Annotated in this window: 9 protein-coding genes; 7 read left to right on the top strand and 2 right to left on the bottom strand. The window is 71.1% G+C overall.

Features of this window, described 5'->3' with window-relative positions; all coding sequences use genetic code 11:
* Positions 1-136 precede the first annotated feature (136 nt).
* A complete protein-coding gene (locus tag OG587_RS02075) occupies positions 137-2,932 on the top strand; it encodes a glycosyl hydrolase family 95 catalytic domain-containing protein (RefSeq protein WP_329086281.1) in 2,796 nt (931 codons plus the stop codon).
* Positions 2,933-3,169: 237 nt separating this feature from the next.
* On the opposite strand, the gene OG587_RS02070 is transcribed toward OG587_RS02075, so the two are convergent.
* On the bottom strand, positions 3,170-3,772 hold the full coding sequence (locus OG587_RS02070; protein ID WP_329086279.1) for a CGNR zinc finger domain-containing protein: 603 nt from the start codon (positions 3,770-3,772) through the stop codon (positions 3,170-3,172).
* Positions 3,773-3,840: 68 nt separating this feature from the next.
* Between OG587_RS02070 and OG587_RS02065 the strand changes: the two genes are divergently transcribed.
* From OG587_RS02065 to OG587_RS02040, 6 genes are all read left to right on the top strand, one after another.
* Positions 3,841-4,230 (top strand): RidA family protein, encoded by a 390-nt coding sequence (locus tag OG587_RS02065; RefSeq protein WP_329086277.1) that lies wholly within the window; start codon positions 3,841-3,843, stop codon positions 4,228-4,230.
* A gap of 26 nt (positions 4,231-4,256) precedes the next feature.
* A complete protein-coding gene (locus tag OG587_RS02060; RefSeq protein ID WP_329086275.1) occupies positions 4,257-5,672 on the top strand; it encodes an MFS transporter in 1,416 nt (471 codons plus the stop codon).
* 274 nt (positions 5,673-5,946) lie between these two features.
* Positions 5,947-7,086, top strand: a complete 1,140-nt coding sequence (locus OG587_RS02055) for an NAD(P)/FAD-dependent oxidoreductase (protein ID WP_329086274.1) — start codon at positions 5,947-5,949, stop codon at positions 7,084-7,086.
* Between the two features lie 298 nt (positions 7,087-7,384).
* On the top strand, positions 7,385-8,266 hold the full coding sequence (locus tag OG587_RS02050) for an FG-GAP-like repeat-containing protein (protein ID WP_329086272.1): 882 nt from the start codon (positions 7,385-7,387) through the stop codon (positions 8,264-8,266).
* 48 nt (positions 8,267-8,314) lie between these two features.
* The gene (locus OG587_RS02045) at positions 8,315-12,739 is read left to right on the top strand and encodes a polymorphic toxin type 27 domain-containing protein (RefSeq protein ID WP_329086271.1); all 4,425 of its coding nucleotides are present in this window, start codon (positions 8,315-8,317) and stop codon (positions 12,737-12,739) included.
* 1 nt (position 12,740) lies between these two features.
* Complete coding sequence (locus OG587_RS02040) at positions 12,741-13,148, top strand: hypothetical protein (protein ID WP_329086268.1); 408 nt, start codon at positions 12,741-12,743, stop codon at positions 13,146-13,148.
* Between the two features lie 120 nt (positions 13,149-13,268).
* On the opposite strand, the gene OG587_RS02035 is transcribed toward OG587_RS02040, so the two are convergent.
* A complete protein-coding gene (locus tag OG587_RS02035) occupies positions 13,269-13,676 on the bottom strand; it encodes a MerR family transcriptional regulator (RefSeq protein WP_329086266.1) in 408 nt (135 codons plus the stop codon).
* Positions 13,677-13,707: the final 31 nt, after the last annotated feature.

Here is a 13,707-nt window from a genome sequence, read left to right as displayed (position 1 = left end):
TCTCGTCCTGGGTGACATCTGAGTCGACGGGTGGGTCCGACCAACAGGTCAAGAGACATCGGATGTGAAGTCTTGTTTCGGCCTTGTTTCGGTGATATTTCCTTGTCTACCCCCCTTGTTGATCGGAGGAATTTGTGTGATCAAGTTCCCGCGCCCCAGACTGGGCATCGCACTGTTAGGTGTGATCGCGATGCTCGCCGGTATGAACGCGCCCATCTCGGCGCAGGCTGTGGCCCTGCCCGCGACCGACGACCTGACCCTGTGGTACAACTCGCCGGCTACCAACTGGGAGACACAGGCGCTGCCGATCGGTAACGGCCCCCTGGGCGCCAAGCTCTTCGGCGGAGTGGCCTCCGAGCAGATCCAGTTCAACGAGAAGACCCTGTGGACCGGCGGTCCCGGCGCCTCCGGTGGCTACAACTTCGGCAACTGGACCTCCCCGCGCCCCGGGGCGATCGACAACATGCAGGCACAGATCGACCAGAACGGCAGGATCACGCCGCAGACCGTCGCCAACGCGCTCGGTCAGGGCAAGACCAACTTTGGCTCCTACCAGACCTTCGGCGACCTGTTCCTCGACTTCGCCAACCCGCCGTCGAGCACCACGGGCTACCGCCGAGAGCTGAGCCTGCGCGAGGCCGTGGCCAGGGTCGGCTACACGGCGGGCGGCGTCGAGTACACCCGCGAGTACTTCGCCAGCAACCCCGGCAACGTGATCGTGGCCCGGATCTCGGCCAACCAGACAGGCCGGGTCTCCTTCACGCTGCGGCACACCTCACCGCGTACCGACAAGACCGTCACCGCCTCCAACGGACGGCTCAGCATCCGCGGCCAGCTCGCCAACAACGGCATGCGGTTCGATGCCCAGGTACAGGTGGTCAACCAGGGCGGCACCCGAACGGACTCCGGAGACCGTGTCACCGTCTCCGGGGCCAACAGCGTGATGCTGGTGCTGTCGGCGGGCACCAACTACTCCGACAGCTACCCCACCTACCGGGGCACCGACCCGCAGGCCGGGGTCACCTCGCGGGTGACCACGGCGGCGGCCAAGAGCTACGACGAGCTGAAGGCCGCGCACCTGGCCGACTACAAGAACCTGTTCGACCGGGTGAAGCTGAACATCGGCCAGACGAACCCGACCGTCCCGACGAACACGTTGCGCAGCAACTACACGGGCGGTTCCTCGACCCAGGACCGGGCGCTGGAGGCGATGTTCTTCGCCTACGGCCGCTACCTGCTGATCTCCTCCTCACGGGAGAACGACATCCTCCCGGCCAACCTCCAGGGCGTGTGGAACAACGTCGTCAACCCACCCTGGGACGCCGACTACCACGTCAACATCAACCTGCAGATGAACTACTGGCCGGCCGAACAGACCAACCTGCGTGAGACGACCCGGCCGTACAACAGGTACATCGCGAGCATGGTCGCTCCAGGCCGGGTGACGGCCACCAACATGTACGGAGCCCGCGGCTGGGTGGTCAACAACGAGACCAACCCCTACGGCTTCACCGGCGTGCACAGCTACCCGCAGTCGTTCTGGTTCCCCGAGGCCGCCGCCTGGACGACCCAGCACATGTACGACAGCTACCGGTTCAGCGGCGACGTGAACTACCTGCGCAACACCGCCTACCCGGCGATCAAGGGCGCGGCCGAGTTCTGGCTGGACTTCCTGCACACCGACCCACGCGACAACCGGCTCGTGGTCTCGCCCAGTTACTCGCCGGAGAACGGCGACTTCTCCGCCGGGGCCTCGATGTCCCAGCAGATCGTGCGCGAGGTGTTCACCAACGCGCTGGCCGCCGCCCGCACGCTGGGCGTGGACACCGCCTTCCAGAACGAGGTCAGCACCGCCCTGTCCCGGCTCGACCCGGGGCTGCGCGTCGGTCGCTGGGGCCAGCTCCAGGAGTGGAAGACCGACTGGGACTCCCAGACCGACACCCACCGGCACGTCTCCCACCTGTTCGCCCTGCACCCGGGCAACCAGATCCTGCCCGGCACCGCCGAGGCGGCGGCGGCCCGCGTCTCCCTGAACGCGCGCGGCGACGGCGGCACCGGCTGGTCCAAGGCCTGGAAGATCAATTTCTGGGCCCGGCTGCTCGACGGCACCCGCGCCCACAAGCTGCTCAGCGAGCAGCTCAAGTCCTCCACGCTGGACAACCTGTGGGACACCCACCCGCCGTTCCAGATCGACGGCAACTTCGGCGCGACCTCCGGTGTCGCCGAGATGCTCGTGCAGAGCCAGCACGACACCGTGCACGTGCTGCCCGCGCTGCCGGCCGCGTGGCCGACCGGCTCGGTGACCGGCCTGCGCGCCAGGGGCGACGTCACCGTGGACACCGCCTGGAGCGCCGGAAAGGCCGCGACGATCACCGTACGGACCGGCAAGACGGCTCCGATCAAGGTCAGGACCGCCGCCGCCACCGGCACCTACCAGGTCAAGGACGAGACGGGCGCGACGGTCACCGCCACGCGTACCGGTGACACCCTGAGCTGGAACACCACGGCTGGCAAGACGTACACGATCACCTTCCAGTCGGGCGGCACCGGCAGCCAGACGGTGGAGGGTGAGGCGTTCACCTCGCAGCTGGGCGTGCAGCCGGCCGGCCACGCGGGCGCCAGCGGCGGCGCCACGGTGGGCTACATCGACAACGGTGACTGGGCCGCGTACTCCGGGGTGAACACCGCCGGGCTGCGGACCTTCAGCGCGAGGGTGTCGTCCGGCGGGTCCGGTGGGACGATCCAGATCCGGTCGGGATCGGCCACCGGGACGTTGCTGGGGTCGGTCGCGGTGTCACCGACGGGTGGCTGGGATACCTTTACGACGGTTTCCACCACGTTGAGCGGGTCGGCCTCCGGGCCGCTGTACCTGGTCTTCGTGGGAGGTGCCGGCAACCTGTTCGACGTCGACACCTTCACCGTCACGAGTTGAGATGACGTTGGCCCATCCCCGGGCGGGTGACCGCCCGGGGATGGCGCCCTCGCCCGGCATGGTCCCGGCATGATCGAGGAACCCGGCCCGTACAGGGCCCGATCCGAGTCGGCGCATGTCGTCGGCGGACTCGAACGGCGACACCACCGGGGTGCGCAGCGCCGAGGAGACACGAACCGGCGCGTCGCGCGAGGCCTGGACGAGACGGCCTCCCCATTCACCGTGCCTGAGGCCGCGTCACGGGTCCGTGGCCTGCCGGGCGCGGAGAGCCCGGAGCTTGTGGCGGTTGCCGCAGCGCTCCATCGCGCACCAGCGCCGGGCGCCGGGGCGGGAGGAGTCGACGAACACCAGCGGGCAGTTGTCGCTCGCACACTCGCGGATGCGCCCGGAGAGCGGCCCGGACAGCAGTTCGATCATCTCCCGCGCCAGCGTCGACAGCACCTGCGTCGCCCGCACCGGCGGTGCCCATCCCGCGGTCGTGGCGTCGGCGGCGAGCTCGGGGATCAGCGGCGCCGCGGTCGCGGCCCGGTTGATGGTCGCGGTCGCGGCGGGGGGGAGGGGGCGACGCGCCGCCCGAGCGTGTGCCGCGTCCCAGATCGCCTGGCGGAGGGCCTTGGCCGTGGTCAGCTCGTGGGTCGTCACCGGGATTGTCACGACCGCGGCCAGCGGTGGCTGGGCCAGCCATTCGCCGAGGTCGGCAGGCTCGTGGAGGGTCTCGAACACCGCGTACTGACCCTCGCCGCCGGTGTGGGCGAAGTCCAGGCAGACGGCGCCGGCGTCGAACCGGAAGGACCCGCCCTTGGGGTCGTGCAGCACCCGTCCGGTTGTGCTCGTTCGCATGAAACCACTATAACTGGTGCCGCACACGAAACCGCTATAACTGGTTTCGTTATTTTAGGAGGCGACACATGGGTGTACGGCACATCAACCCCGAAGGACTCCACCGCAGCCCGGCGTTCAGCCAGGCCGTCGTGGTCGAACAGCCGACGAAGACGATCTACATCGGCGGGCAGAACGGCGTCGACGCCGACGGTAAGGTCGTCGGTCCCACGGTCGGGGAGCAGGCCAGGCAGACCTTCCGCAACCTCGCGACCATCTTGGAGAGCGAAGGGGCGAGCCTGGCGAACATCGTGCACTGGCGCATCGCGGTGGTGGCCGGTCACACGTTCGACGAGGGTGTGGCCGCCTTCCAGGAGGTGTGGAACCGGGCCGACCCGCCCCCGGCCATCACGGTCCACGTCGTGGCCGGCTTGGGCCCCGGGTTCCTCGTCGAGATCGACGCCGTCGCCGTCGTGTGACACCCCGAGGGCGAAAACATCGGATCATGACAAACGTAGCTGACGCCTCACCTTCCGGGCGGAGCGCCACCAAGCCGCCCGCCCCCACCTGGCCGATCGTCGGCCTGGTCTGTCTGGCGCAGTTCATGATGGTCCTCGACGTGGCGATCGTGAACGTCGCGCTGCCCGCCATGGAATCCGACCTGCGTCTGGGCGCCGAGGGGTTGCAATGGGTGGTCAACGGCTACATCCTCACCTTCGCCGGGTTCCTGCTGCTGGGCGGCCGGGCGGCCGACCTCTACGGCCGCAGGCGTACCTTCGTCGCGGGCCTGGCCGTGTTCGCGATCGCCAGCCTGGCCGGCGGGCTCGCCACCACGCCGGAGCTGCTGATCGCCGCCCGCGCGATCCAGGGGCTCGGCGCGGCCGTGGTCTCCCCGGCCACGCTGACGATCCTCACCACCGCGATCCCCGCCGGGCCGGCGCGGACCAGGGCCATCGCCACCTGGGGCGCGGTCGGGGCGGCCGGCGGGGCGGTGGGGTCCCTCGCGGGCGGGCTGCTCACCGACTACCTCTCGTGGCGCTGGATCCTGCTGATCAACGCGCCGATCGGGGCGGTCGCGATCATCGCCGCGCTGCGCCTGCTCGCCGAGAGCCGCGACCCCGGCACCCGCAGACTCGACCTGACCGGTGCGATCACGGTGACGCTGGGGCTGTCGGCGCTGGAGTTCGGGCTACTGCAGACCCCCGCCTACGGCTGGGGTTCGGCGCGTGCGCTGATCCCGATGGGTGTGGGCGTGCTGGCGCTGGCCACGTTCGTCCTGGTGCAGGCCAGGTTCGCGCGGGCACCGCTGATGCCGCTGCGGGTCTTCCGGGCCCGCTCGGTGTCGGGCGCGCTCCTCGTACAGTTCCTGCTGGGCGCCGCGGGCTTCGCGGTCTGGTATTTCCTGTCTCTCTACCTGCAGCGGGTACTGCACTACAGCGCGCTCCAGACAGGTCTGGCGTTCCTGCCGCACACCCTTGCCATCATCGTCGCCTCCAAGGTCACGCCGCGGCTGATCGGCCGGGTTGGCCTGCGTCCGCTGCTGGCCGCAGGCGCGCTGATCTCGGCGGCGGGTTTCGCCTGGCAGGCCACGATCACGCCGGAGAGCGGCCTGCTTACCGGCATCGTGCTGCCGGGCGTGCTCATCACCGGCGGGATGGGCCTCAGCTCCGCGCCGATCGCGATGGCCGCCATGGCCGGGGTCGGCCCCGGCGAGGCGGGGCTGGTCTCCGGAATCCTCAACTCCTCCCGCCAGATCGGCGGCTCGCTCGGCCTGGCCGCGCTGACCACCCTGGCCACGGCCCACACCGGCGCGCTGACCACCCCCGGGTACGTCCTGGCGTTCTGGGCCTGCGCCGGCGTTGTGGCCGCCGGGGCGGTGGCCGTGCTCGCTCTTCCGAAGACCACGAGGGGAGGTGCCTGACGCGCGCGATCGTCGTCAAGGAAAGCGAGGCGGTCGTCCCCGGGGCGTCCCGGAAGGGAACGACATGGTGTGCCGTCCACGTCGATGTGTGACGCTGAGTGAGCGCCCCGGAGTCTTCTCGGTGCGGGCTCCGAGGAGCGTGACGCCGGTTCTGCGGCCACCTCTCGGCGGAGGAGCGGTCCACGGTCCTGAGTGTGGCGACGGTGTGGAGGTATGGAGTGGGTAGCGTGCAGACCATCGCACGGATGAGGCGTCGCCTCTACCGTCGCAAGGTATGCGGACAGTGGACGTACTGGTCGTGGGGGCGGGCCTGGCCGGTCTGCGTACCGCCCGCCTGCTCGCGCGACGGGAACTGAACGTGATGGTGGTCGACCGTCGCAGGTCGCTGTCGACGGGCATCCGCACGACGGGGATCTTCGTGCGCCGCACCCTCGACGACTTCGACGTACCGGATCACCTGCTCGGACCGGGCATCCGGGACGTGCTGCTGTATCCGCCGTCGCGGCGGGCACCGATCCGGCTCACCAGCGACCGGGACGAGTACCGTGTGGCCGACATGGCGGCCGTCTACGAGCACGCGCGCCGCGCGGCGGAGTCGGCCGGGGCGCGGGTCCTGCTGGGCGTACGGTATGTCGACGCGTCGATGGGTTTTGTGCGGTTCGCGGATGCGGAACCGGTGACGGCCCGGTTCATCGTCGGCGCGGACGGCGCCCGCTCCCGGGTGGCCCGTGATCTCGGCCTTGATGTCAACCGGCGCTTCCTCGTCGGTGCCGAGATCGTCCACCCGATCGCGTCGGGTACGACCACCCCGGCGTTCCACTGCGTGCTGGATCCCCGGATCGCTCCGGGGTACCTGGGATGGGTCATCGACGACGGCCGGTACGCGCATGTCGGCGTCGCGGGATATCCGGACGCGATGCGCACCGGCGTCCGCCACCTGCTGGAGGCCTTTGCCGCGGACGCGCCCGGCAGCACACCGCCGGCCGGTCCGGTCGAGCGCCGAGGTGGTCCGATCCCGGTCGGCGGCGTGCTGCGACGGCTGGCGTGCCCCGCCGGGCTGCTCGTCGGGGACGCGGCGGGCGCGGTGTCGCCGCTGACGGCCGGTGGGCTGGACCCTTGCCTGCGCATGTCCGAGCTGGCCGCGGCGGTCACCGCCGGGTACCTGCGCACCGGCGACCAGCGCATGCTGAGCCGGTACGACGGGGACGCGTTGCGGGCCCGGTTCCGAGGCCGGCTGTTGCTGCGCCACGTGTTCGCCGGCATCCGGTCCCCTGCCGCGGCGGAGGCGGCGGTGACCGTGCTGCGCGGTCGCGCCGGTCGTGCCCTGGCGGCGCGGATCCTGTTCGGCGACGGCTCGTTTCCCGAAGTCGGCCCACGGCTCGCGGACCCGGCGACCGACCACCCTCACCGGTGACGCCGCCCGGCTCGCCGGTGACGGAGCCGACGGTTTCATGGACGCCCCTGAGGGGGGTCGGCGCCTTCACACCCCCTGTTAGAAGTGTCAAAAGGGTGTCCTAAAGTTGATCTCCCGTCGAGCGCGATCTCCCGGTCGCGCGACCTCATACCGGGCGTAACCCCAGGCGAGGGCTGCGCTGATCCGGAGAGTGCCGAGCTCGCGGGGGATGGCCTAACGGCCACGGATTGTCACATTCCCATCCTCGTTCGCGTCTTTCCGCTCAAGAAAGATCCGACTCCTGTGAGGTCTGCATCGAATGACGAGTACGTTCATCACCTCCATCCAGCGGGCCCTGCTAGCGGCGGTTCTGTTAGCGGCCCTGTCGGTGGCCGACCCGGTCCTCGCGCCCGCGCCCGCGGTGGCCACCTCCGGGCAGGCCGTTCAGACGGCCGCCGCCGCGCCGATGTTGCCCCTGTTCGTACGCAGGAGCAGTGACGGCCATCTACTGTCGTACGAGCCCAAGGGTGCCGGCGGCCTGCAGCCCGCCGTGGACCTGGGCGGCGGCTTCTCCGCGGCGACCGCGATCCTGCGCGCCACCACCTCCGAGGGTGGCACCCGCAACGACCTGTTCCTCCGCCTGGGCGGCTGGCTCTACTACACCGCCGAGCGCGGCACCGCGTCCATGCCCGTCGCCTCGGGCATGGACATCTACAACCTGATGATGACCCCGGGCAACATGGGCAGCAGTGCCGCGCCCGAGATCATCACGCGGGACGCGGCCGGCGTCCTCTGGCTCATTCCCGGGCGCTCCGACGGGGGCCTGTCGACCCGCGCCCAGGCCGGAACGGGCTGGAACAGCATGAACGCCCTGGCCGGGTACGGCGACTACACCGGCGACGGCAAGAACGACCTGCTGGCCAGGACCACCACCGGCACCCTCTACCTCTATCCGGGGACGGGCAGCATCGTCGCCAACCAGATCCTGGGCACCCGTGTCAGCGCGGGTACGGGCTGGGAGGCCTACACCGCGCTCGTCTCCACCGGCGACAACAACGGGGACGGCAAGGCCGACCTGATCGCCCGCGACTCCGCCGGCGCGTTGTGGCTCTTCAAGGGCACCGGCGTCTCCTCCGCTCCGTTCGCCGCCCGGGTGCAGATCGGCACCTCCGGCTGGAACGCCTTCAATGCCTTCTTCTGATCCCCTCGCGACCCCCGCTTCAGAGAAACGGCTGACATGCCTCCCCATATGACCTTTCTAGGGCGGCTTCGGGCAACCGCCGCGGCCCTGACCTCCGCCGCCGTCATCGTCTCCGGCGCGCAATTCGTACCCCTGCCCGGAACCGGCCCGGCCGCCGCCTTCGCCGACGCCGGCACCGCCGAGTACGACCTCGCCCACGCCGTCGAGGTGCGCGAGGCCCTGTGCCTGCTCACCGTCGTGCAGCGCAAGGGCGGCCAGGACCTGAAGGCCGTCGCCCGCGGCGGGCTCGGCGGCACCGACGCCGACCTGCTGCGGGCCGCCGCTCCCGACTACTGGGAGGGGACGCCGCTGAGCGCCGCCTACGAGACGGACCGCGATCGGGCCTCGGCCAAGATGGACGAGCTGGACGGACGCCGCGACGTGTGGCAGGAGTCCCTCTACGTCACGCCCCCGCCTGGCTACACCCACACCGGGTTCCAGTGGGTCGATCGGAAGGACAGCCCGTTCACCAAGGTGGGCCTGTCCGGCTGGATCGCCAACCAGTTCTGGCAGGACGAAAGCGACTTCTACCAGGACCAGACCCCGCTGGCCAGCAAGGAGTCCGCGGACGCGGTCAACGCGATCGCCGCGGTCCGCTACCCCGACACCTTCCCGCACCCCGACTACGAGGGATGGCGCGCCTGGGAGGACATGACCTTCATGCATCCCATGTACGCCGACGACGCGCGGGCCTTCCTGTCCGCCGGCGGGTTCCCGACCAGCGCGCCCGACCCGGACAGCATGGAGTTCCGGATCGACGTCGAGAACCTGAAGGCGCGCTACGCCTCCTGCAGCACCGACAACCCGCAGGACCCGCGCAACGTTCTCACGGCCGAGTTCGCCACGGCCTCGGCGGAGTGGCAGCAGGAGGTCGACGGCCAGCGCGCCCAGCGTGACACCATCCTGAGGGAGGAGGCGCAGGCCAACACCGACCTCCAGGTGGCCACCCAGGCCCTGGGCGAGGCGCTCGGCCAGTCGATCATCGCGGTACGGCTCGCCGACTGGCAGGCGTACTGGCTGAAGCAGACGACGGACCTCCCGGACGCGGCGGAGTTCACCAAGGTCAAGAACGACATCGTCAAGGCGCAGGCGATGGCGCTCGGCCGGGTGTTCGTCGCCTCCAGGGCCGCCCAGTCCGCGAAGGCGCACGCCGCCACGGCCGTGGCGGCCCAGCAGGCCGCGTACGCCATCGCCGACAGCGCCGGGCTGCCCAGGGGCCGTGGCCTGCTCTACGGCCAGCAGGCCGTCCAGATCACCCGCGCCTCGGCCGCCGCCGCGCAGGCCGTGGCCAAGGCCACCGAGACCGCCTCCGACGCCACCCGCGCCTCGGCCGCCAACAGCAAGACGCTGATGGCGCTGGCCGAGACGCAGGCGCACGCCTCGCAGGCCGAGTTCCGGCGCATCGCCGCCGAGGAGGCCGCGGCACAGGCCAAGGCCGCCGCCGACGGGGCCGCCGCACAGGCCGCCGAGGCCGCGACCAACGCCACCAAGGCCAAGGAGGCCCAGGCCAGGGCGGAGGCCGCCGAGCTGACGGCGAAGAACGCCGCCGCGGACGCCAGGGCCAAGCGGGCGACCGCCGAGGCCGAGCGCGACAACGCCAAGACGCAGAAGGACGTCGCCGCCAGGGAGCGGGCCAACGCCGCGGCCGCGGAGACCAGGGCCCAGGAACAGCGGCGGGCGGCGGCCACCGCGCTCGGCGACGCCGAGGCGGCGGGCGGCACGGCGGCGCAGAAGAAGAACGAGGCGCTGGAGGCCGAGAGCAAGGCGAAGGGCGCGCGCGACAAGGCCGTGCAGGCCGAGAGCGAGCGGGACGCCCTGACGGCCAAGGCGGCCGCTCGCGAGGCGCACGCCGCGGCCGTCGAGGGCACCGACGCCGCGCAGGCCGCGCGGGCCGCCGCCACCCAGGCGCGGGCCGCGGCCGACCGGGCGACCGTCGCGGCCACCGACGCCCGCGCCGCCGCCAACCAGGCCACCGCGGCCGCGACCGCCGCCCGAGAGGCGGCCACCCGCGCCGATGCCGCGGCCTCCAGATCCCGGGCCGCCTCCGACGCGGCCCAGCGTGACGTGGCGATCACCAACGCCGCCGTCAAGAAGGCGCACGCCGCGGCGGCCGACGCCATCGACGCCTCCGAGGCCGCGGCCGAGAACGTCCGCCTGGCCAAGATCTACGCCGACACCGCCAAGGCGCAGGCGGCCACGGCCAAGGCGAACGCCGTCGCCGCACGAAAGGAGGCCGACGCGGCCCACGTCAGTGCCGTGCGCACCGCAGGGTTCGCCTACTCCACCGCCCAGGCGGCGGTCGCCGCCCGCGACTCCGCGGCCCAGGTGATCAAGCCGGCCAACGACGCGATCGAGCTCGGCTCCCCGTACAAGGAGACCGACGCCTCGGCAGGCCTCGCGGTGCTGACCGGCCAGTCGTCCAAGACGCTCGCCGCCCAGCAGGCCGCCGTCGCCCAGGCCAAGGCGACACAGGCGGCCAAGGCCGCCGCCGAGGCCGCGGCGCTGGCCGCCCAGGCCTCCGCGGACGCCAAGGCCGCGGCCACCGCGGCGGCCCAGGCGGCCGACTCCGCGGCCAAGGCCGCGACCTCGCTCGCCAGGGCCCAGGCCTCGGCGGCCGAGGCGAAGACGGCGGCCAAGGCGGCGGTGCAGGCCGAGGCCGACACCGTCGAGTACGACCGCCAGGCCACCGCGGACGCGGCGGCGGCGGCTTCGGCGGCCGACACCGCCGAGGGACACGCCAGGGAGGCCGATGACTCGGCCGACGCGGCCGAGCGGGACGCCGCCTCCGCACGCGCCGCCGCCACCGCGGCCGAGAACGATGCCGCCTCCGCACGCGACGTCGCCACCCGGGCCGAGGCGGACGCCAGTGCCGCCGAGGCCGCCGCGGCCCGCGCCCGCGAGCTCGCCGAGGAGGCCCAGGCGGCCGCCGAACGCGCCGAGGCGGTCGCGGAGCAGCAACGCGAGGCCGACCGGGCCTCGGAGGCAGGCCCGACCGGCATACCCAACCTGATCAGTCTGCCGAGCGACGACGCCCGGTACGACATCACCCCCCTGGAAGATCTCTGCACCGGTACGAACGGTTGCGACATCGATCTGGAGTACCACCTCTACGGGACGCAGGACTACTACCTGGAGACCTGCTCCCAACCCGACAGGGACATCGCCGACTGCACCGGGCCGCTGGTGCTCGACTATCTCGGCAGCGGTCCGCTCGACGTCCGCTACACCAAGCGCACCCACTTCAACGGGAAGGATCTGGTCACCAACTTCCTGGCGGGGCTGGGCAGGGCGCTGGTGCACGACTACGTCAGCTGCTGGCGCAAGGTGTCGGGCCAGGACGGCGGGTCGACCACCAGTTGCGTCTGGGCCATCGGCTCGATCGTCATCCCGCCGGTGATCAAGGCCGGGTACACGTACGCGTTGTCCATGCGTACCGCCATGCGCAGCGGGGCGGGCTTCAGCCAGGCGCTGTTCCAGTTGCGGTACTCGGCGCTGCCGGCCGAGGCGGTCTCCGGCCTGGAGCAGGCCGCGGGCAACGCGCTGGCGGTCGGACGCTGCTTCCCGGCCGGCACGCTCGTCGACACCGAGCACGGTCCACGCAAGATCGAGGACGTCCGGGTCGGCGACCGGGTCTGGTCCGCCGATCCCTCGACGGGCGAACGCACCCTGCGCAAGGTCGTCAAGCTGTTCCACCGGTCGGTGGACTCGCTGGTGCGGATCACCGCGGACAGCGGCACGTTGTCGGCCAGCCAGGGCCACCGGTTCTGGGTCCAGGGCAAGGGCTGGACGGAGTCGCAGGACCTCCGGCCCGGCGACGCGCTCCAGGATCCGTCCGGCCGGGCCAACCGCGTCCGGGAGGTGTCGGTCGATGACGGGCCGGTCGACGTGTACAACTTCGAGGTCGAGACCGACCACACGTACTACGTGTACGCGGGTTCGACCCCGATCCTGGTGCACAACGACTGTCTCACCGACGTCGTCAAGGCCGGCGACCACGTCGTCCTGGGCATCAACCCCTACTCCGACAACCTGGCCAAGGGCATGGCGGGCGCGTTCACCTTCAACAACCGGGCGTTCGCCGTGTCGTACCCGAACGGCGACGGACGGCCCATCTGGATGGTCGCCGCCACCAAGGCGGCGAGCAATCCCTCCATCCGGGTGAGCGTCAGCCTGGACGGCGTTCCCGGCGCCACGACCGCCGACGAGGCGGTGACGTCCCTGCTGGCGCGCGGTGACACGGTGCCCGGGGGGGACTGGCGGAGGGTGGCGGATCCGAGGAACGGCCTCGGGACCGCGTGGGAGATGACCGAGTTGCGCCGGGCGCTCCGGATGGATTACCGCACGTGGGAGTCGATCGAGTTCCACATGACCCAGGGCGGGAAGGTTACGAGGGTGTTCCCGAAGCCGCCGCCGCCTCTGGTTCCGGGGTCGTGAGATGGAGTTCACCAGGGAGGGACGGCTCTTCCGCGTGGTCCGCTTCGACCCGTCGCACCGGCAGTTGCTGCTGCGCAGCGACGCCGTGGCGGTGGATCGGACCACCACGATGATCGAGGTGTACATCGGCCACGTCGAGCTGATGCTGCTCAAGCCCATCTACCAGGACGGACTGCACGTCCGGCGTGCCTCGGCGGCCGAGTTCGCCGAACTGCGCGAGCGGCACGGTCTCGAGGCGGACGCGGAGCGGTGGACGTGGATGATCGAGCGGCACGGCGGCAACTTCGTCGTCGGCGGCCAGCCGGCCTGGCGCGAGACGGAGTACCCGCCGGCCGATCGTGAGTGGTTGTTCGACTTCACCAAGCCCTGGCCGCCGGACTACCCGGCACAGTGGGGCATCGTGGAGTGACCCCCTGCCGGGCCCGGACCACACCGGGCCCGGCAGGGCCGCCCTGCTCGGTCGGACACGGCAGGCCGGCTCGACACCGAAGCCGGGCGATTCAGCCTGGCCGAGAACCCGATGGACGGCTCAGGCGAGAACGGGCTTGTGGTCGGTACCGTCAAAGGGGGGATAGTTCTCGCCGGCCATTCGATCGGCCGCGTCAATGTAGTCGGTGAGAGCGTCGCGGGATCGAGCGAGCCTGTTCATCTGATCGTCGATTCGCCGCAGCCGTGACCGCATCGCGGCCAGCAGGTCGGGACACCCGAGGAGCTCAGGGACCTCTCCGACCGCGCAGGGCAGCAGGTACGCGATGTCCTCAGAGGACAGGCCGGCACCGAGCAGGTGGCGGATCTGCTTCACCCGCAGCACGGCGTTCTCGTCGTACTCGCGGTAACCGTTCGCGCTGCGCTCCGCCTCCAGCAGGCCCTGGGCCTCGTAGTAGCGCAACTGATGGGTGTTGACGCCCGCCCGGCGACTTAATTCCCCGATTTGCATAGAAACCTCACTTGACCTTCACACCGGTATC

The organism is Streptosporangium sp. NBC_01469 (assembly GCF_036227305.1).
Classification (GTDB): domain Bacteria; phylum Actinomycetota; class Actinomycetes; order Streptosporangiales; family Streptosporangiaceae; genus Streptosporangium.
This window is presented reverse-complemented; position numbering and strand designations above follow the sequence as displayed.